Here is an 18,434-nt window from a genome sequence, read left to right as displayed (position 1 = left end):
AAGAGGAAGGCTCCCTCCCGCCCGGGGAGGAAGCCTTGAGTGATTAGTCGTGTGCGCCAATTTCGCGCAGTTTACGACCTTTCATCAGGTTACGTTCAATGTGTTCCAGAGAGACGTTTTTCGTTTCCGGGATTAGCCACAGAGTCAGGAAGATGAACAGTACGTTCAGACCGCCGTAGACCCAGAAGGTGTTAGCGCTGCCCAGCGAGTTCAGCATCGTCAGGAAGGTTGCGCCAACGATCATGTTAGCAATCCAGTTGGTTGCAGTAGAGCAGGTGATGCCGAAATCGCGGCCTTTCAGCGGCTGGATTTCAGAGCACAGTACCCAAATCAGCGGACCGGCGCTCATCGCGAAGCCAACGATAAACATCAGCAGCATCAGCACGGCAAAGTACTGGGCGGCAGCGGAGTGGATACCCACATGCATCATAGTGCCCAGCACGCCCATACCCACCGCCATGACGATAAAGCCAAGAATCAGCGTAGGTTTACGGCCCCAGCGGTCAACCAGACCAATGGCGATAAAGGTTGCCAGTACGTTGGTCAGGCCAACGATAACCGTTCCCCACATCTGCTCGGTGGTGTTGGTATAACCTGCCAGTTCAAAGATTTTTGGCGCGTAATACATAATGACGTTCATCCCGGTGAACTGCTGCATCACCTGTAACAGCACGCCAAGGAACACTGCGCGACGGAAGTTGCTGTTTTCTTTAAACAGCGCCCAGCCACTTTGTTTAACCTGCAGACTCTCACGAATTTCATCCAGCTCGCGTTTGGCCTCGGCGCTGGTATCACGCAGACGCAACAGAACGCGCTCTGCATCGACAAAACGACGTTTAGCTGCAAACCAACGTGGGCTGTCCGGCAGGAAGATAACGCCAACCAGCAGTAACAGAGCAGGGATAATGATTACGCCCAGCATCCAGCGCCATGCGCCGCTATAACTGAATGCGGTATCGGAGAGGTAAGCGCCGAGGATCCCGATGGTGATCATCAACTGATACATCGAGATCATGCTGCCGCGAATTTTTTCCGGTGCTATTTCGGACAGGTACAGCGGCGCAGTATAAGACGCAACACCAACGGCCAGGCCCAGCAGCACGCGGGAAACCAGCAGCACTTCAACGTTTGGCGCGGCGGCGGAGAACAATGAACCGGCAACAAACAGGATTGCGCCAATCATCAGGCTCTTTTTACGCCCCAGTTTGAAGGAGAGCCAACCGCTGCCGACAGCACCTACCGCCGCACCAAACATCATGGAGCTCACCACCCATTCCTGAGTGTGCGGGGTAATTTGAAACTCGTCGGTGATGAACGGTAAAGCACCGGCAATAACACCGATATCCAGGCCAAAAAGTAATCCAGCCAGGGCTGCAAGAAAGCAGACAAAAAATGTCATGGCTTTGTTGGAACGCCCCGTTTTTTTATTGTCAGGCATGATGCCCTCCGGTTGGGTAGCTAGTTTTGTTGATGTTAAGGGTAGGTGAGTACGGGGTAAAAAAATGCGAATTACATCACATTAGTGTAATCGCTTACACTGGCATTCATTGCGTTTGTCATTTATATAATTGAAAAATAACGTTTTTTATAAGGGTGCGATAAAGCTGGTTGCCTGAAATTAAGACAATGCTGAAAGATAATGTAACAATGATGCACAAGAGATGGCCTGGATATGTTAATTCAAAGTGGGTGGAAACACTGCTTGATGTAATCGCTTTCATTTTCGTTCGAAAAGAGGATTGCGAGGCTGTTCTGGTAATGGTAGGTAGAAAGAAAATGTGCATAAAAAAAGACCAGCCGGGGCTGGTCTTAGGAAGTATACGCGTTCAGTCGTGGGTGAATTACTTCAGCCCGGCAGCGTCACGCAGCAGTTGCGCTTTGTCGGTTTTTTCCCAAGGGAAATGCTCGCGACCAAAGTGACCATAGGCTGCGGTTTCTTTGTAGATTGGGTGCAACAGATCCAGCATCTGAATCAGACCATACGGGCGCAGGTCAAAGAACTCACGCACCAGCAGGGTCAGCTGTTCTGAAGGCACTTTTTCGGTACCGAACGTTTCAACCATGATAGAGGTCGGTTCAGCCACGCCGATGGCGTAGGAAACCTGAATCTCACAACGGTCGGCCAGACCAGCGGCAACGATGTTTTTCGCGACGTAGCGCGCCGCATAGGCTGCGGAACGGTCAACTTTAGACGGATCCTTACCAGAGAATGCGCCGCCACCGTGACGAGCCATGCCACCGTAGGTATCAACGATAATCTTACGACCCGTCAGACCGCAATCGCCCATTGGGCCGCCGATAACGAAACGACCGGTTGGGTTGATGAAGAATTTGGTAGAAGCATTCAGCCATTCAGTCGGCAGCACCGGTTTGATGATTTCTTCCATAACGGCTTCTTGCAGCGATTTCTGGTCGATATCTTCAGAGTGCTGAGTTGACAGAACAACCGCATCAATACCGACGATTTTGCCGTCGTCATACTGGAAGGTGACCTGGCTTTTTGCATCCGGACGCAGCCAGGATAAGGTGCCGTTTTTACGCACTTCAGCCTGACGCTGCACCAGACGGTGAGCATAGGTAATTGGCGCTGGCATCAGCACGTCGGTTTCGTTGGTGGCGTAGCCAAACATCAGGCCCTGGTCGCCCGCGCCCTGTTCCAGCGGATCGGCACGATCAACGCCCTGGTTGATGTCCGGAGACTGTTTACCAATTGCGCTCAGTACCGCACAAGAGTTGGCGTCAAAACCCATGTCGGAATGCACATAGCCAATTTCGCGCACCGTGTTACGGGTGATCTCTTCGATATCGACCCATGCGCTGGTGGTGATCTCACCGCCAACTAAAACCATACCGGTTTTGACGTAGGTTTCGCAGGCAACGCGTGCTTTCGGATCCTGTTCCAGGATTGCATCCAGCACGGCATCAGAGATTTGGTCAGCGATTTTGTCAGGATGCCCTTCTGATACGGACTCGGACGTAAAAAGGTGTTTTGCCATATTTAATTTCACCTAAGGAGAATTTGGTTAGCTCAAACTGTCGAGTGGGATAGCCATGTGTAGAAGATTCTACCATGAGTCTGCAGATGACGGACACTGGCAGTCTGAGTGTTAATCGGTATAGATGGATTAACATCTGGACGGCTATTTTAGGACAGTTCTTCGCCTGATTTCCAGCTTTTTTTGAGTAAGGTCTCATTGTACTGAAAATGTAACTGGAAATTTTTCCTGACGGTGCTGGCAATGTGCGTATTTATCTTTTGCTTTTTGACTTTCTTATCGGTATAAAACGCGGCGCGCGGCTCATACAAAAAGCACACGACATTTTCATCGTGTTGCCACTTCCAGCCGGGTTAAAACTTTAGCTTTGGCTTGTGGGTTCGTTCCGTAAGGAGCAACCGTGGAGGTGATACGAGATAATGAACCGTTGTATTCTGCTGAATCTGTCGCACCGTTCTGGTGTACATATGTCCCCCGCAATCTGCATCTCTGCTTTGCATACCTGTCGATGTTATATACACAAAATCATTCATGTTGCGTCGAGGCGGCAAGTGAATGAGTCCCCTGAACGTACGAGTAGTACGTGACTGGGGCGAATGAGCGTAGCCAACAAAGAGGCTGCATGAAGGATGAAGTGTATACCCATCTCGGCGTATCTCAGGACTCAAGAGCCGGTAACGGTCACTAAGAACTGAACAAGGGCGCTCTTGGTAAACAAGAGTTTTCTCGTGGTTTCGCCGAACCGTCAGCAGTACGTTCGGTTACGTGTTTACAATGATATGAAAAAGAAACCGGTCGCACAGTCGGAGCGTCAGCACTATCTGCTGGAAATTCTGCCTGTATTTGGGTTGTTATCGCGTCTTTGGATTGCGATAGTAGTCAACTGTTTTACACTTGTTAATAAAATTTGAGGTTCGCTATGTCTGACGACATTTCTTTGGGTTCGCCTTCGTCAGCAGGCGAACACGGTGTACTACGCTCCATGCAGGAGGTTGCAATGAGTTCCGAGGAAGCCAGCAAGATGCTGCGTACTTACAATATTGCTTGGTGGGGTAATAACTACTATGACGTCAATGAACTGGGTCACATCAGCGTGTGCCCGGATCCGGACGTGCCAGAAGCGCGCGTTGACCTTGCTGAGTTGGTGAAAGCCCGTGAAGCGCAGGGCCAGCGTCTGCCTGCATTGTTCTGCTTCCCGCAGATCCTGCAACACCGACTGCGTTCGATTAACGCCGCGTTCAAACGCGCCCGCGAATCCTACGGCTACAACGGTGATTATTTCCTCGTTTACCCGATCAAGGTTAACCAACACCGTCGCGTGATTGAATCACTGATTCACTCCGGCGAACCGCTGGGACTGGAAGCGGGTTCCAAGGCTGAACTGATGGCCGTTCTGGCCCATGCCGGAATGACCCGGAGCGTCATCGTCTGTAACGGCTATAAAGACCGTGAATACATCCGTCTGGCGCTGATTGGCGAGAAGATGGGCCATAAGGTCTATCTGGTTATCGAGAAGATGTCTGAAATCGCCATCGTGCTGGATGAAGCTGAACGCCTGAATGTCGTTCCGCGTCTGGGCGTGCGTGCGCGTCTGGCGTCGCAGGGTTCCGGCAAGTGGCAGTCCTCCGGTGGTGAAAAATCCAAATTCGGCCTGGCGGCAAACCAGGTACTGCAACTGGTAGAAATCCTGCGCGAGCGCGGCCGTCTGGACAGCATTCAACTGCTGCACTTCCACCTCGGCTCGCAGATGGCGAACATTCGCGATATCGCCACCGGTGTGCGTGAGTCGGCCCGTTTCTACGTCGAGCTGCACAAGCTGGGCGTGAATATTCAGTGCTTCGATGTGGGCGGCGGCCTGGGCGTGGACTATGAAGGTACCCGTTCGCAATCCGACTGCTCCGTAAATTACGGCCTGAACGAATACGCCAACAACATTATCTGGGCGATTGGCGACGCTTGTGAAGAACATGGTCTGCCGCACCCAACGGTGATCACTGAATCGGGTCGTGCCGTTACCGCGCACCATACCGTGCTGGTTTCCAATATCATTGGCGTTGAGCGTAGCGAAATTACCGAAGCGACGCCTCCGGCAGACAACGCGCCGCGCTCCCTGCAAAGCATGTGGGAAACCTGGCAAGAGATGCACGAGCCGGGCACGCGCCGTTCGCTGCGTGAATGGCTGCACGACAGCCAGATGGACCTGCACGATATTCACGTTGGATACTCCTCTGGCACCTTTAGTCTGCAGGAACGCGCGTGGGCGGAGCAGCTCTATCTGAACATGTGCCATAATGTGCAAAAACAACTCGATCCGAGCAACCGCGCGCACCGCCCGATTATCGACGAGCTGCAGGAGCGGATGGCGGATAAGATTTACGTCAACTTCTCACTGTTCCAGTCAATGCCTGATGCGTGGGGGATCGATCAACTGTTCCCGGTGCTGCCGCTGGAAGGGCTGAACCAGGCGCCTGAGCGCCGCGCGGTGCTGCTGGATATTACCTGTGACTCTGATGGCGCTATCGACCATTACGTTGACGGGGATGGTATTGCTACCACTATGCCGATGCCGGAATACGACCCGGAGAACCCGCCGATGCTGGGCTTCTTTATGGTTGGCGCGTATCAGGAGATCCTCGGCAACATGCACAACCTGTTCGGCGATACCGAAGCGGTTGACGTGTTTGTCTTCCCTGATGGCAGCGTGGAAGTGGAATTGTCTGACGAAGGTGATACCGTGGCGGATATGCTGCAGTACGTGCAGTTGGATCCGAAAACGCTGCTGACGCAGTTCCGTGATCAGGTGAAAAACACCGATCTGGACGCCGAGTTGCAACAACAGTTCCTCGAAGAATTTGAAGCGGGTCTGTACGGATACACCTATCTGGAAGACGAGTAAAGCTGTGCGGGTTCGCTTGAATCCGTACAAATTAACGGCGATAATTCGCCAAAACAAGTAGTCACGTAAATCAATCCCTTCCTCGTCGGGCTTAACGACGCGGAGGGGATTTTTTTTCATCGATTTTTAAAGAGGTCAGTACATGAGCACCTTAGGTCATCAATACGACAACTCCCTGGTTTCTAACGCCTTTGGTTTTTTGCGTCTGCCGATGAATTTCATGCCATACGACAGCGACGCCGATTGGGTGATTACTGGCGTGCCGTTTGATATGGCAACGTCCGGTCGTGCTGGCGGCCGTCATGGTCCGGCGGCGATCCGTCAGGTATCCACCAACCTGGCGTGGGAGCATAACCGCTTCCCGTGGAACTTCGATATGCGCGAGCGCCTGAACGTCGTGGACTGCGGCGATCTGGTTTATGCTTTCGGTGATGCCCGTGAAATGAGTGAGAAACTGCAGGCACACGCAGAAAAACTCCTTTCTGCGGGTAAGCGCATGCTCTCCTTTGGTGGCGACCACTTCGTCACGTTGCCGCTGCTGCGCGCGCACGCTAAGCACTTTGGTAAAATGGCGTTGGTGCATTTCGATGCCCACACTGATACCTACGCTAACGGTTGCGAATTCGACCACGGCACCATGTTCTATACTGCGCCGAACGAAGGGCTGATCGACCCGAACCACTCGGTGCAGATTGGTATCCGTACCGAGTTCGACAAAGACAATGGTTTCACCGTGCTGGACGCCTGCCAGGTGAACGATCGCAGCGTGGACGACATCATCGCCCAGGTTAAGCAGATCGTCGGCGATATGCCGGTGTACCTGACCTTTGATATCGACTGCCTGGATCCTGCGTTTGCGCCAGGGACCGGCACGCCGGTGATCGGCGGCCTGACCTCCGATCGCGCGATCAAGCTGGTACGGGGTCTGAAAGATCTGAACATCGTCGGGATGGACGTGGTGGAAGTGGCGCCGGCTTACGATCAGTCTGAGATCACCGCACTGGCGGCGGCGACGTTAGCGTTAGAAATGCTGTATATCCAGGCGGCGAAGAAAGGCGAATAATAGTCGGACTATTTTACTCGTCATTTTGGGTCCGGGCAGTGCTCGCCATCCTCACGTACTACGTGTACGCTCCGGTGGCTGTGCGCTGGCCGGGCCCAAACTGACTTCGCCAATTACGTCCGATAATGGGATGAAATCTGTAGGCCGGATAAGGCATTCACGCCGCCATCCGGCACTGTTTGAAGATTACTTAATTCCGTCTGCGCTCATGCGATCGCGAATATGCTGCGCACGTTCTGCGGATGCCGGGTGATCGTCAAACATGGAGCTTTGACGTCCGGCTTCCAGTTTTGCCAGTTTCTCAAAGCTGGTTGCCAAACCTGACGGATTGATCCCGCGTTTGCGCAACAAATCATACGAGTAATCATCCGCTTCGGATTCCTGACGCTGGGAGAACTGCGAGTTCACCAGTTTCTCGCCAAGATCGCCCAATTGCGACTGCGACAGGCTGCCGACAATGCCGCCAGCGGAGGCCGCCGCTGCACGCACGGCGTTCGTGCCCAGCGCAACCTGCATGCCTTTTTTCACGTGACCCAACGCGACGTGGCCCATTTCGTGGCCGATCACCGCTTCGACTTCGTTATCCGTCATCATATCCATCAGGCCGCTGTATACGCGGATACAACCGTTCGCCATGGCAAAGGCATTCACGTCTTTCGCCATATAGACTTTGTAGTTCACCGGCTGGCCGTTAATGTTATCGCCAAGCGCGGAGGCGATTTTGCCAAGACGCGTTGCATACTCGCTGCCAGCCGGGGCGATGGTAGCTTTGCTGTCCATATCCTTACAGGCCTGATCGCTCAGCGCTTTCACCTGAGTATCGCTCAGACTGTAGGCCTGAAAAGCCTCTGCGCCAGAGGAAAGCAGTCCGTTTGAGTCCATGTTCTGGCAGCCGGTCAATGCCGTCGCCATGCTCGTAGCAAGCAGTAAAGCGCGAATTTTCATTTTTTCTCTTCCGCACAAAGTCAGGATTATTCTAAAAAATGCGTCGTTTGCAGGTAAACCGACGCTCGGCATAAGTATAAAGAAAAGAACAATAAGCGGGCGAGAAGATTGCGCAACATGCGTGCATGATCCAGAGATTTCTGAAGCGGTAAAAGGATGCTCCATGTACATGACACGCGGCTTAGGTTACATTGTTGGCACTTTTTTCCGGCGTAGCCCAAAACGCGCTGTCGTCAAGTCGTTTAGGGCGTGGCCTTCATTATCCGATCTGGAGTCAAAATGTCCTCACGTAAAGAGCTTGCCAATGCTATTCGTGCGCTGAGCATGGACGCAGTACAGAAAGCCAAATCCGGTCACCCGGGTGCCCCGATGGGTATGGCTGACATTGCCGAAGTCCTGTGGCGTGATTTCCTGAACCACAATCCGCAGAACCCGTCCTGGGCTGACCGTGACCGCTTCGTGCTGTCTAACGGCCACGGCTCCATGCTGATTTATAGCCTGCTGCACCTCACCGGTTATGACCTGCCGATGTCCGAGCTGCAGAACTTCCGTCAGTTGCATTCCAAAACGCCGGGTCACCCGGAAGTGGGTTACACCGCGGGTGTTGAAACCACGACCGGTCCTCTGGGCCAGGGTATTGCGAACGCAGTCGGTATGGCTATCGCTGAAAAAACGCTGGCGGCGCAGTTTAACCGCCCAGGTCACGACATCGTTGACCACTTCACCTACGCTTTCATGGGCGACGGCTGCATGATGGAAGGTATCTCTCACGAGGTATGTTCTCTGGCCGGTACGCTGAAGCTGGGCAAACTGGTTGCGTTCTACGATGACAACGGCATCTCTATCGATGGTCACGTTGAAGGCTGGTTCACCGATGACACCGCTAAGCGTTTCGAAGCTTACGGTTGGCACGTGGTTCGTGGCGTTGATGGTCACGATGCTGACGCGATTAAACGCGCAGTTGAAGAAGCGCGCGCAGTGACCGACAAACCGTCTCTGCTGATGTGCAAAACTATTATCGGTTTCGGTTCTCCGAACAAAGCGGGTACTCACGACTCTCACGGTGCGCCGTTGGGCGATGCTGAAATCGCACTGACCCGTGAACAGCTGGGCTGGAAATACGCGCCGTTCGAAATCCCGTCTGAAATCTATGCTCAGTGGGATGCGAAAGAAGCAGGCCAGGCAAAAGAAGCTGCGTGGAACGAGAAGTTCGCAGCATATGCGAAAGCCTTCCCGCAGGAAGCGGCTGAGTTCACCCGTCGTATGAAAGGTGACATGCCAGCTGATTTCGACGCGAAAGCGAACGAGTTCATTGCTAAGCTGCAGGCGAACCCATCCAAGATCGCCAGCCGTAAAGCGTCTCAGAACGCGATTGAAGCATTCGGTCCTCTGCTGCCGGAATTCCTTGGCGGCTCTGCTGACCTGGCACCTTCTAACCTGACTCTGTGGTCTGGTTCTAAAGCGATCAACGAAGATACCGCTGGTAACTACATCCATTACGGTGTGCGTGAATTCGGTATGACCGCTATCGCTAACGGTATCTCCCTGCACGGTGGTTTCCTGCCGTACACCTCTACCTTCCTGATGTTCGTAGAATATGCCCGTAACGCGGTGCGTATGGCTGCGCTGATGAAACAGCGTCAGGTGATGGTCTACACCCACGACTCCATCGGTCTGGGCGAAGACGGCCCGACTCACCAGCCGGTAGAGCAGGTGGCTTCTTTACGCGTGACGCCGAACATGAGCACATGGCGTCCGTGTGACCAGGTTGAATCCGCCGTGGCGTGGAAATACGGTGTTGAGCGTCAGGATGGCCCGACCGCCCTGATCCTCTCCCGTCAGAACCTGGCACAGCAGGAACGTACCGAAGAGCAGCTGGCGAACATCGCTCGCGGCGGCTACGTGCTGAAAGATTGCGCTGGTCAGCCAGAACTGATCTTCATCGCGACTGGTTCTGAAGTTGAGCTGGCTGTGGCTGCGTGGGACAAACTGACTGCTGAAGGCGTGAAGGCGCGCGTGGTTTCCATGCCGTCCACCGACGCATTCGACAAGCAGGATGCCGCTTACCGTGAGTCCGTACTGCCAAAAGCTGTCTCTGCACGTGTTGCTGTGGAAGCGGGTATCGCTGACTACTGGTTCAAATACGTGGGTCTGAACGGCGCTATCGTTGGTATGACTACCTTCGGTGAATCTGCTCCGGCAGAGCTGCTGTTCGAAGAGTTCGGCTTCACCGTCGACAACGTTGTCGCGAAAGCAAAAGAACTGCTGTAATTACGGTTACAGATGAAAACGGGTCGCTTAGGCGGCCCGTTTTTTTAGCAATAATATGTTTATTTATTTCTTCGCAATGATTAATTGTAGATCTTTATCACAAATATGACATTTAGTGATATTGTGAATATGCAGCGCAGATCACATAATTGCTATTGCTTTTTATTTATCTATAAATAACTTTTTGTTTTTAAAGGGTTTATGAAAATGCAGTTTGCACTGCATGGCTTTTCTCCCTCGATTGATTTCGCTTTGCCGCACGAGTATTTTATTTTTAACGCTAACTCGTACCCTAAAAATAAAATAAGGAAAATGTATGCGGCTAATTGATTACTTTCCAGAGTCATCTATCTCAATAAAAAATTCAGCAAGGAACTGGCAGGAGGCAATAGATTTTTCTATGTCATCCTTGCTGGCTAACCATTATGTTAATTCAGATTATGTTCAGGCCATTAAGGATTCAACAATCAGCAATGGTCCTTATTATATTTTGGCTCCTGGCGTTGCGATGCCGCACGCTCGACCAGAATGTGGGGCGTTAAAAACTGGGATGTCGTTAACGCTTCTCAAACAGGAAGTAAAGTTTGCCGATGATGACGACGGTATAAAATTATTAATCGGGTTATCGGCAGCGAATGCCGATTCACACATTGGCGCTATCCAGGCCTTAAGCGAATTATTATGTGAAGAGGAAGCATTAACCGCTTTATTAACGGCTAAATCAGAAAAACAACTGGCGGATATTATCGCCCACGCATAATCCACAGCCTCCTTTCAGGACATTATTATGGAAAACAAGTCTGCTCGTGCCAAAGTCCAGGCTTTTGGTGGGTTTTTGACTGCGATGGTCATTCCCAACATCGGCGCTTTTATTGCCTGGGGTTTTATAACTGCATTGTTTATTCCTACCGGTTGGATGCCGAACGAGCATTTCGCCAAAATTGTCGGTCCGATGATTACCTATTTACTACCCGTCATGATTGGCTCCACTGGGGGACATTTGGTGGGAGGGAAACGTGGCGCAGTAATGGGTGGGATTGGTTCTATCGGCGTGATTGTGGGCGCGGATATCCCGATGTTCCTTGGCGCTATGGTGATGGGGCCGCTTGGCGGCTGGGTGATTAAGCATATCGATCGTCTGCTGGAAAAACGCATTCCTGCAGGTTTCGAGATGGTTATCAATAACTTCTCCCTTGGTATTGCGGGAATGCTCTTATGCTTGCTGGGGTTTGAAGTCATTGGCCCGGCGGTTCTCGTGGCTAATAATTTTGTGAAGGAGTGTATTGAAGCGTTGGTTCATGCGGGGTATTTGCCGCTGCTATCCGTGATTAACGAGCCTGCGAAAATCCTCTTTCTGAACAATGCCATCGATCAGGGCGTGTATTATCCGCTCGGCATGCAACAAGCTTCAGAAACGGGAAAATCGATATTTTTCATGGTGGCCTCCAACCCAGGGCCGGGATTGGGTTTGCTACTTGGCTTTGCCATCTTTGGTAAAGGGATGAGTAAGAAATCTGCGCCAGGGGCCATGATTATCCACTTCCTGGGGGGTATTCATGAACTGTATTTCCCCTATGTTCTGATGAAACCCCTGACCTTGATTGCCATGATCGCTGGGGGAATGACCGGGACGTGGATATTCCATCTGCTGGACGGTGGGTTGGTTGCGGGACCTAGCCCAGGATCAATATTCGCTTACCTGGCATTAACGCCAAAAGGTTCTTTCCTAGCGACTATTGCAGGCGTCACAGCGGGAACGATTGTCACCTTTGTTATCACTTCTTTAATCCTGAAAATGGAAAAGAACGTCGCAACAGAAAATGAAGATGACTTCGCGGAATCTGCCAGAACCGTCAAGGCAATGAAGCAGGAAGGTAAATTCTCTTATAAAAATATAAAGCGTGTCGCTTTTGTCTGTGATGCTGGAATGGGTTCCAGCGCTATGGGAGCCACCACATTCCGTAAACGTCTGGAAAAAGCGGGATTGAATATTAATGTGGCGCATTATGCCATCGAAAACGTTCCACAAGATGCCGATATTATTGTCACCCATGCCAGTCTTGAAGGTCGTGTTAAACGCGTAAGTGAAAAACCATTAGTGCTGATTAAGAACTATATTGGTGACCCGCTACTGGATGATTTATTTAAACGCATGACTGCGAACTAACCTTCTTTTTTTTGGAGTGAATATGAAAACGAAAGTCGCTGCCATATATGGTAAGCAGGATATTCGTATCCGTGAATTTGAACTTCCTGCAATTACAGATAATGAATTACTAGTAAGTGTAATCTCAGATAGCGTTTGTTTATCAACCTGGAAAGCGGCTGCATTGGGTAGCGATCATAAACGTGTTCCGGATGACCTGGAAAATCATCCGGTTATTACCGGCCATGAGTGCGCAGGTATCATCATTGAGGTTGGGAAAAACCTGAAGGAAAAATATAAAAAAGGCCAGCGTTTTGTTTTACAACCCGCGATGGGCTTGCCAAGCGGATATTCAGCGGGATACAGCTATGAATATTTTGGTGGCAATGCTACCTACATGATTATTCCTGAGGTGGCGATTAATCTGGGCTGCGTTTTACCGTACCACGGTTCTTATTTTGCCGCAGCATCCCTGGCGGAGCCGATGTGTTGCATCATTGGCGCTTATAACGCGAACTATCACACCACGCCTTACGTGTATGAGCATCGTATGGGGATTAAGCCGGGAGGCAGCATTGCGTTGCTGGCCTGCGCCGGGCCGATGGGGATTGGCGCTATAGATTATGCCATTAACGGCAATATTCAGCCGTCACGCGTGGTGGTCGTGGATATCGACGAAGCGCGACTGACGCAGGCTAAAAAACTGTTGCCGGTTGAGTTAGCGGCAGAAAAGGGGATTGAGCTTATCTATGTGAACACTACCGGCATGGATTCCCCCACAGCGATGTTGCGCGCGTTAACTGACGATGCAGGTTTTGATGATGTCTTTGTGTATGCGGCTGTGCCAGCGGTGATTGAAATGGCAGATGATCTCCTCGCGGAAGATGGTTGTCTGAACTTCTTTGCCGGCCCGACTGACAGCAACTTCAAAGTGCCGTTTAATTTTTATAACGTTCACTATAACAGCACTCACGTTGTCGGAACGTCCGGTGGTTCAACGGATGATATGAAAGAGGCTATTGCGCTCAGTGCAACCGGTCAACTACAGCCCTCGTTTATGGTAACGCATATTGGGGGGCTGGATGCCGTACCGGACACGGTATTGAATTTGCCTGCGATCCCTGGAGGTAAAAAGCTGATTTATAACGGTGTGACGATGCCACTTACAGCCATAACGGATTTTGCTGAGAAAGGGAAAACGGACCCACTTTTCAAAGAGCTGGCAAGGCTGGTGGAAAAAACGCACGGTATCTGGAATGAAGAAGCGGAAAAATACCTGTTGGCGCAATTTGGCGTGGATATTGGGGAGGCGGCAATATGATGTCGTTGGCATGGCCGCTGTTTCGTATTACTGAGCAGGCCGCGCTGGCGGCCTGGCCGCAAACCGGGTGCGGTGATAAAAACAAGATTGATGGTCTGGCCGTGACGGCAATGCGGGAAGCATTGAACAGCGTTGCCATTCGTGGGCGAATCGTTATTGGCGAAGGAGAAATTGATCGCGCCCCGATGCTGTGGATTGGTGAGGAAGTGGGAAGTGGCGCCGGACCAGAGGTGGATATTGCCGTCGATCCCATTGAAGGAACCCGAATGGTGGCGATGGGGCAAAGCAATGCGCTGGCGGTCATGGCGTTTGCCCCCCGCGGTAGTTTGTTACACGCTCCTGATATGTATATGAAAAAACTGGTTGTTAATCGGTTTGCAAAAGGGGCGATTAATCTGGCGCTGCCGTTGGCAGATAATCTGCGTAATGTGGCTGCGGCGTTGGGCAAACCGCTGGAACGACTGCGGATGGTGACGCTGGATAAACCGCGTCTTCAACCGGCGATTGCCGAGGCGACACGACTTGGCGTCAAGGTCTTTGCGCTGCCCGATGGTGATGTGGCCGCCAGCGTACTGGCCTGTATGCAAGAGAATCCCTATGACCTGATGTACACCATCGGCGGGGCACCTGAAGGCGTTATTTCAGCCTGCGCGGTTAAAGCGCTGGGGGGCGATATGCAGGCTGAGCTAATCGATTTCTGCGAAGCGAAAGGGGATAACGCCGATAATCGTCTGATTGCGACACAGGAACGTCAGCGCTGTGCCGAGATGGGCGTTGAGGTCAACCGTATCTATGCGCTCGACGAATTGGTAGGGGGAAATAAGATCCTTTTCAGCGCGACGGGGGTCACAGGCGGCGATCTTGTTAAAGGGATCCAACAGGTTGCGAATGGTGTGCGCACGCAAACTTTACTGATCGGCGGCGCGGATCGAACGTGTAATATAATAGACTCTCTGCATTCATGGTGATTTATCGAGAAACGAATGACGACGCTGACAGAAGACGATGTGCTTGAGCAACTGGATGCTCAAAATAATTTACTCTCGTTTATGACGACGGCACATAACATTTTGCTCCAGGGCATTAAGCGCTTTCTACCGTCGCTGTTCGTCAATAACGATGAAGAGATCGTGGAATATGCAGTGAAGCCGTTACTCGCCCAGAGTGGGCCGCTTGACGATATCGACGTTGCGTTACGTCTGATTTATGCGCTGGGTAAAATGGATAAGTGGCTTTATGCCGACATTACCCATTTTTCTCAGTTTTATCAGTATCTGAACGAGCAGGATAACATTCCCAGTTTTGCCGATGACATTACCTGGGATTTTGTCAGCAACGTGAACAGTATCACCCGCAACGCGACACTCTATGGTGCGCTGGAGTCGATGAAATTTGCCGACTTTGCTGCGTGGTCTGAAGTGCGCTTTAGCGCAATGGTCAAGACGGCAATGACGCTGGCAGTGACGGCGATTTTAAAGGAATTGACGCCGTGAAAATTGAACTAACGGTGAATGGGCTACAGGTTGAAGCACATTACCTTGATGATGAGATAAAGAACGTTCACAAACCCATATTACAGCAACTGGCCAAAATACATTCCACGAATCCGCAGCGACGAACGATTGTTTTTCTCAGCGCGCCGCCGGGAACGGGAAAATCGACGCTGACCACCTTCTGGGAATATCTTTCCCGTCAGGACCCCGGTCTGCCAGAGATCCAGACGCTGCCAATGGATGGCTTCCATCACTACAATAGCTGGCTGGACACCCATAATCTACGGGCATACAAAGGGGCGCCGGAAACCTTTGATGTGGAGAAGCTTGCACGGAATTTGCAGCAAATAAGAGACGGGGAAGGTGCCTGGCCGCAGTATGACCGGCAAAAGCACGACCCGGTCGAAGAAGCCATACAAGTGACTGCACCGATTGTCATTGTGGAAGGAAACTGGTTATTGCGCGATGACCAAAGATGGCGGGCTTTAGCTGAATTTTGTGATTACTCGCTGTTTATTCGCGCCCCCGCCAATGCGCTTCGTACACGACTGGTAGGCCGTAAACTGGCTGGCGGACTATCGCAAGCTGACGCTGAAGCGTTTTATGAGCGTACCGACGGACCGAATGTTCGTCGGGTACTGGAGGGGAGCCGACCAGCCGACTTTATGCTGGAGATGACGGTCGATGGTGAATATCGGATTGCGTGAGATTTTTGTTGTGTAACCTTACCACTCGCGAGAAATGGCGCTGCGTAAACGCAGCGTCATGACTGATCGCCACAACGCTTGCGCCACGCGCACGGCACACCGCCAGCCAGTGCTCGAAAACACCCAGCCAGTGCGCATCAAAATCCCGGCTGGGCTCATCCAGCAGCAGAATCGCAGGTGCCAGGGCTTCCAGACTGGCGACGGCAACCATTCGGCGTTGCGCGGTATGCAGATCCAGTGGGTGTGCGTCGGCAACCTCTTCTAGCTGACATAATTGCAGTGCCGCCGCAGTGCGTTGCGCAACTTCTACTGCAGGAAGCTTTTGTAGCCGTAATCCAAAGGCCACTTCATCTCGTACCTTACTGTGGAAGATCTGATTTTCCGCCTCCTGAAACAGCACGCCGATCGCCCTGGCGCGCTCCCGGTTTTTCAGTTGCGCAATCGCACGGTTTTGCACCGTAACTGAGCCGGAAGAAGGGGAGAGCAGCCCGGCCATAATGCGCAGCAGTGTGGATTTACCGGCGCCATTATCGCCCGTCAGCGCCAGCCATTCACCTTCATGGAGTTCAAGTGAAATATTGCGCAAGCAGTCATCGGCGGCATTTGGCCAGCGCCAGGTTACCTGGTTTAGCGTTAACATAGTGGTGACAGCGCTCCGTCGCGCAGTTGCCACGCCTGCTGGCAGTGGCTGAGAAAAGGTGAATGATTGCGTTCGAAAAGCACCACTAAAGCATGCTGTTCCTGCGCCCATTGTTGCAGTCGCTCCAGCAGCATTGTCGTGGCCTGCGCGGTGAGGCGGCTGAATGCTTCATCCAGAATCAATATTTTCGGCTGCATGGCGAGCGCGCTGGCAATCACCACCCGCTGGGTTTCGCCGCCGGAAAGCGTGCCTGGATGACGATGACGCAGTGGCTGGCATTCCGTTAGCGTGAGCACCGCGTCAATGCGGCGCACAATTTCAGCCTCGGTAAGGCAAAGATTCTCGGGGCCAAACGCCACTTCCTCCTCAACGCTGAAAGTACAGCCGGAAAGCTGCAGGTAAGGTGATTGCTGCACCAACTGAATGGTGCTTGATTGCTCGACGAGCGACAGTTGCCCGATGGGGGTACCCAATAATGTTCCTGTGCCCTCAATTTCACCGGGCAGGAAATCGGGGTACCAGCCTGCCATCAGCTGCGCCAGCGTACTTTTCCCACTACCGTTATCGCCAAAAATGGCTACCATGCCAGGCTTTGCATAGTGGAAATCGAAACAGGCTGGCGGTCGCATAGCATGCGTTGGGTGATAGCGAAACTGTTCTAACGTAACCATATCCAGACTCCAGTCTCAATCACTATCAGAACCACCATGCCGTAGCGCGCCAGACGCTGTAAGGTGCTGTCCGGCGGCGCCCACAGCGTGGTACGAGTGCGATGCAGGCGAAATCCGCGCATATCCAGCGCTGCGCCGCGTACGGCCAAATCGTTGAGCGCATTATGGGTGAGCGGCACAATCAGTGCAGGCATGGCGCGTAAACGTTGATGCCAGGACTCATCCAGCGGTACACCGCGCGCCCGCTGGGCCTCATGAATAATCGCCAACTGGTGTTTGAGCTGCTCGACGACCAGCAGCGGGCCTGCAAACAGATAGGCAATGCCAGGTGGTAAGCGTGAAGCAAACAGCGCGCGTATAAAGCGCGAAACCGGTACGTACTGCATCCACATCTGTGATGTCGACACAATGGCCAGGATCCGCGACCAGAGCGTGACGGCATCGGCCCAACGTTCTGGCGTGCGCGGTTGTCCGCTGAGCCATTCGGTAAGCCAACCGCCGTGCACCAGCCATAGCCCCAGACCTAAGGGAATCATCAGCCAGAGTACGTATTTTGCCCGTGGGCGCGTGGCCTTCATACACAACAGACCGATGAACGTCGCCGCGCTGTAAAGGCTGAGCGGCGCTCCGGCTGGCAGCAGGAGCGTGGAGCAGGCGGCGAGCGCCCACAGGGTTAACGAGGTAAACGGATGCATTTAGCGCACAGCAGACATCGTGGGGAAGTGACGCGTGGTACGCAACGGAAGCTGGCGTAGCAGTACCCAGACGATGATCGCCGTGAGGATTTTATCGACCAGATTCGCGCCAATGACGGTGATGGCAACGGATTCCACCAGGTTCTGACCGACCGAGTACATCCAGGCGACAAAAAGATCGGCACCACTGCCGGTGACGCCGCCAAACAGGGTGGTACGAATCGGTACGGCCACGAGGGTGACGGCCAGTGTAATGATCACGCCGCTGACAACGACTTTGGGTAAGGTGCGAAACCATCCCGCCCGCGCCAGCCAACCGGCCACCAGCCCGATGATCATCGCCACAGGAGCAAAGGCGGCGGCGATGGGATCGGTCAATAATCCCCATAACAGGTTTGTGAGTAATCCGGTCAGCATTCCTACCACCGGACCTAGTAGCACTGCGCTGATTAAGGTGCCAATGGAGTCGAGAAAAATAGGTAATTTCAACATGCTGATAAGCTGTCCACCGACCATGTTGATGGCAATAGCAATGACAATCAGCACCAGAGACTGGCTGGAAAATTGGCGATGCGCCATAGAAGACCTCA

Annotated in this window: 17 protein-coding genes and 1 pseudogene; 11 read left to right on the top strand and 7 right to left on the bottom strand. The window is 52.5% G+C overall.

The features are described from left to right. Positions 1-43: 43 nt before the first annotated feature. Together galP and metK are read right to left on the bottom strand one after the other, a co-directional pair. Positions 44-1,438, bottom strand: a complete 1,395-nt coding sequence (gene galP, locus FDX11_RS08750) for a galactose/proton symporter (protein WP_003027074.1) — start codon at positions 1,436-1,438, stop codon at positions 44-46. Positions 1,439-1,841: 403 nt separating this feature from the next. Next, on the bottom strand, positions 1,842-2,996 hold the full coding sequence (gene metK, locus FDX11_RS08745; RefSeq protein ID WP_006686850.1) for a methionine adenosyltransferase: 1,155 nt from the start codon (positions 2,994-2,996) through the stop codon (positions 1,842-1,844). 419 nt (positions 2,997-3,415) lie between these two features. Here metK and FDX11_RS25665 point away from each other — a divergent pair. From FDX11_RS25665 to speB, 4 genes and pseudogenes are all read left to right on the top strand, one after another. Further along, positions 3,416-3,517: pseudogene (locus FDX11_RS25665) on the top strand (hypothetical protein); the annotation flags it as partial. A 258-nt stretch (positions 3,518-3,775) separates the two neighbouring features. Then, the gene (gene yqgB / locus FDX11_RS08740; protein ID WP_064507034.1) at positions 3,776-3,907 is read left to right on the top strand and encodes an acid stress response protein YqgB; all 132 of its coding nucleotides are present in this window, start codon (positions 3,776-3,778) and stop codon (positions 3,905-3,907) included. Between the two features lie 8 nt (positions 3,908-3,915). Beyond that, a complete protein-coding gene (gene speA / locus FDX11_RS08735) occupies positions 3,916-5,892 on the top strand; it encodes a biosynthetic arginine decarboxylase (protein ID WP_072014782.1) in 1,977 nt (658 codons plus the stop codon). 142 nt (positions 5,893-6,034) lie between these two features. Beyond that, positions 6,035-6,955, top strand: a complete 921-nt coding sequence (speB, locus tag FDX11_RS08730) for an agmatinase (RefSeq protein ID WP_003027056.1) — start codon at positions 6,035-6,037, stop codon at positions 6,953-6,955. 186 nt (positions 6,956-7,141) lie between these two features. Here the strand turns inward: speB and FDX11_RS08725 are convergent, their stop codons facing one another. Continuing rightward, complete coding sequence (locus FDX11_RS08725; RefSeq protein ID WP_042310933.1) at positions 7,142-7,900, bottom strand: M48 family metallopeptidase; 759 nt, start codon at positions 7,898-7,900, stop codon at positions 7,142-7,144. Between the two features lie 279 nt (positions 7,901-8,179). Here FDX11_RS08725 and tkt point away from each other — a divergent pair, with 279 nt between their 5' ends. The 7 genes from tkt (at position 8,180) to FDX11_RS08685 (ending at position 15,838) form a co-directional block, all read left to right on the top strand. Next, entirely contained in the window at positions 8,180-10,171 is a 1,992-nt protein-coding gene (gene tkt / locus FDX11_RS08715; RefSeq protein WP_042310931.1) for a transketolase, read from the top strand. Positions 10,172-10,487: 316 nt separating this feature from the next. Next, complete coding sequence (gene cmtB / locus FDX11_RS08710; RefSeq protein WP_042310928.1) at positions 10,488-10,931, top strand: PTS mannitol transporter subunit IIA; 444 nt, start codon at positions 10,488-10,490, stop codon at positions 10,929-10,931. A gap of 27 nt (positions 10,932-10,958) precedes the next feature. Beyond that, positions 10,959-12,338, top strand: a complete 1,380-nt coding sequence (locus FDX11_RS08705; RefSeq protein ID WP_042310926.1) for a PTS mannitol transporter subunit IICB — start codon at positions 10,959-10,961, stop codon at positions 12,336-12,338. Positions 12,339-12,360: 22 nt separating this feature from the next. Then, positions 12,361-13,638 (top strand): zinc-binding dehydrogenase, encoded by a 1,278-nt coding sequence (locus FDX11_RS08700; RefSeq protein ID WP_137397761.1) that lies wholly within the window; start codon positions 12,361-12,363, stop codon positions 13,636-13,638. After that, a complete protein-coding gene (gene glpX, locus FDX11_RS08695) occupies positions 13,635-14,606 on the top strand; it encodes a class II fructose-bisphosphatase (RefSeq protein ID WP_042310921.1) in 972 nt (323 codons plus the stop codon). Before FDX11_RS08700 ends, glpX begins: the two co-directional genes overlap by 4 nt. Positions 14,607-14,621: 15 nt before the next feature. Continuing rightward, positions 14,622-15,131 carry an MltR family transcriptional regulator gene (locus FDX11_RS08690; RefSeq protein ID WP_038633553.1) on the top strand — a complete coding sequence of 170 codons (510 nt, stop codon included), beginning with the start codon at positions 14,622-14,624 and terminating at the stop codon, positions 15,129-15,131. Next, entirely contained in the window at positions 15,128-15,838 is a 711-nt protein-coding gene (locus FDX11_RS08685) for a nucleoside/nucleotide kinase family protein (RefSeq protein ID WP_137397760.1), read from the top strand. The genes FDX11_RS08690 and FDX11_RS08685 overlap by 4 nt, the downstream gene beginning before the upstream one ends. On the opposite strand, the gene FDX11_RS08680 is transcribed toward FDX11_RS08685, so the two are convergent. The 4 genes from FDX11_RS08680 to FDX11_RS08665 are packed head-to-tail and all read right to left on the bottom strand — an operon-like array spanning position 15,795 to position 18,423. Then, positions 15,795-16,478: an ABC transporter ATP-binding protein gene (locus FDX11_RS08680; RefSeq protein WP_061382431.1), complete on the bottom strand. Its 684-nt coding sequence runs from the start codon at positions 16,476-16,478 to the stop codon at positions 15,795-15,797. The genes FDX11_RS08685 and FDX11_RS08680 overlap by 44 nt on opposite strands. Further along, entirely contained in the window at positions 16,472-17,149 is a 678-nt protein-coding gene (locus FDX11_RS08675) for an ABC transporter ATP-binding protein (protein ID WP_137371097.1), read from the bottom strand. The genes FDX11_RS08680 and FDX11_RS08675 overlap by 7 nt, the downstream gene beginning before the upstream one ends. Then, positions 17,137-17,844, bottom strand: a complete 708-nt coding sequence (locus tag FDX11_RS08670) for an energy-coupling factor transporter transmembrane component T (protein ID WP_079226011.1) — start codon at positions 17,842-17,844, stop codon at positions 17,137-17,139. Before FDX11_RS08670 ends, FDX11_RS08675 begins: the two co-directional genes overlap by 13 nt. Further along, on the bottom strand, positions 17,845-18,423 hold the full coding sequence (locus FDX11_RS08665) for an ECF transporter S component (RefSeq protein WP_137397759.1): 579 nt from the start codon (positions 18,421-18,423) through the stop codon (positions 17,845-17,847). Between the last annotated feature and the right edge of the window lie 11 nt (positions 18,424-18,434).

The sequence above is a fragment of the Citrobacter sp. wls714 genome (genome assembly GCF_005281025.1).
GTDB classification, from domain to species: domain Bacteria; phylum Pseudomonadota; class Gammaproteobacteria; order Enterobacterales; family Enterobacteriaceae; genus Citrobacter; species Citrobacter werkmanii.
Note: the sequence above shows the minus strand (reverse complement) of the source record. Positions and strands in the feature narration are given on the sequence as shown.

What these genes read in the sequence shown, in the direction of transcription:
- FDX11_RS08675 (WP_137371097.1), bottom strand. Translation starts at nt 17,149, where the DNA reads ATGGTTACGTTAGAACAGTTTCGCTATCACCCAACGCATGCTATGCGA.
- yqgB (WP_064507034.1), top strand. Translation starts at nt 3,776, where the DNA reads ATGAAAAAGAAACCGGTCGCACAGTCGGAGCGTCAGCACTATCTGCTG.
- speA (WP_072014782.1), top strand. Translation starts at nt 3,916, where the DNA reads ATGTCTGACGACATTTCTTTGGGTTCGCCTTCGTCAGCAGGCGAACAC.
- FDX11_RS08690 (WP_038633553.1), top strand. Translation starts at nt 14,622, where the DNA reads ATGACGACGCTGACAGAAGACGATGTGCTTGAGCAACTGGATGCTCAA.
- glpX (WP_042310921.1), top strand. Translation starts at nt 13,635, where the DNA reads ATGATGTCGTTGGCATGGCCGCTGTTTCGTATTACTGAGCAGGCCGCG.
- FDX11_RS08705 (WP_042310926.1), top strand. Translation starts at nt 10,959, where the DNA reads ATGGAAAACAAGTCTGCTCGTGCCAAAGTCCAGGCTTTTGGTGGGTTT.
- cmtB (WP_042310928.1), top strand. Translation starts at nt 10,488, where the DNA reads ATGCGGCTAATTGATTACTTTCCAGAGTCATCTATCTCAATAAAAAAT.
- metK (WP_006686850.1), bottom strand. Translation starts at nt 2,996, where the DNA reads ATGGCAAAACACCTTTTTACGTCCGAGTCCGTATCAGAAGGGCATCCT.
- speB (WP_003027056.1), top strand. Translation starts at nt 6,035, where the DNA reads ATGAGCACCTTAGGTCATCAATACGACAACTCCCTGGTTTCTAACGCC.
- FDX11_RS08670 (WP_079226011.1), bottom strand. Translation starts at nt 17,844, where the DNA reads ATGCATCCGTTTACCTCGTTAACCCTGTGGGCGCTCGCCGCCTGCTCC.
- FDX11_RS08725 (WP_042310933.1), bottom strand. Translation starts at nt 7,900, where the DNA reads ATGAAAATTCGCGCTTTACTGCTTGCTACGAGCATGGCGACGGCATTG.
- tkt (WP_042310931.1), top strand. Translation starts at nt 8,180, where the DNA reads ATGTCCTCACGTAAAGAGCTTGCCAATGCTATTCGTGCGCTGAGCATG.
- FDX11_RS08700 (WP_137397761.1), top strand. Translation starts at nt 12,361, where the DNA reads ATGAAAACGAAAGTCGCTGCCATATATGGTAAGCAGGATATTCGTATC.
- galP (WP_003027074.1), bottom strand. Translation starts at nt 1,438, where the DNA reads ATGCCTGACAATAAAAAAACGGGGCGTTCCAACAAAGCCATGACATTT.
- FDX11_RS08665 (WP_137397759.1), bottom strand. Translation starts at nt 18,423, where the DNA reads ATGGCGCATCGCCAATTTTCCAGCCAGTCTCTGGTGCTGATTGTCATT.
- FDX11_RS08680 (WP_061382431.1), bottom strand. Translation starts at nt 16,478, where the DNA reads ATGTTAACGCTAAACCAGGTAACCTGGCGCTGGCCAAATGCCGCCGAT.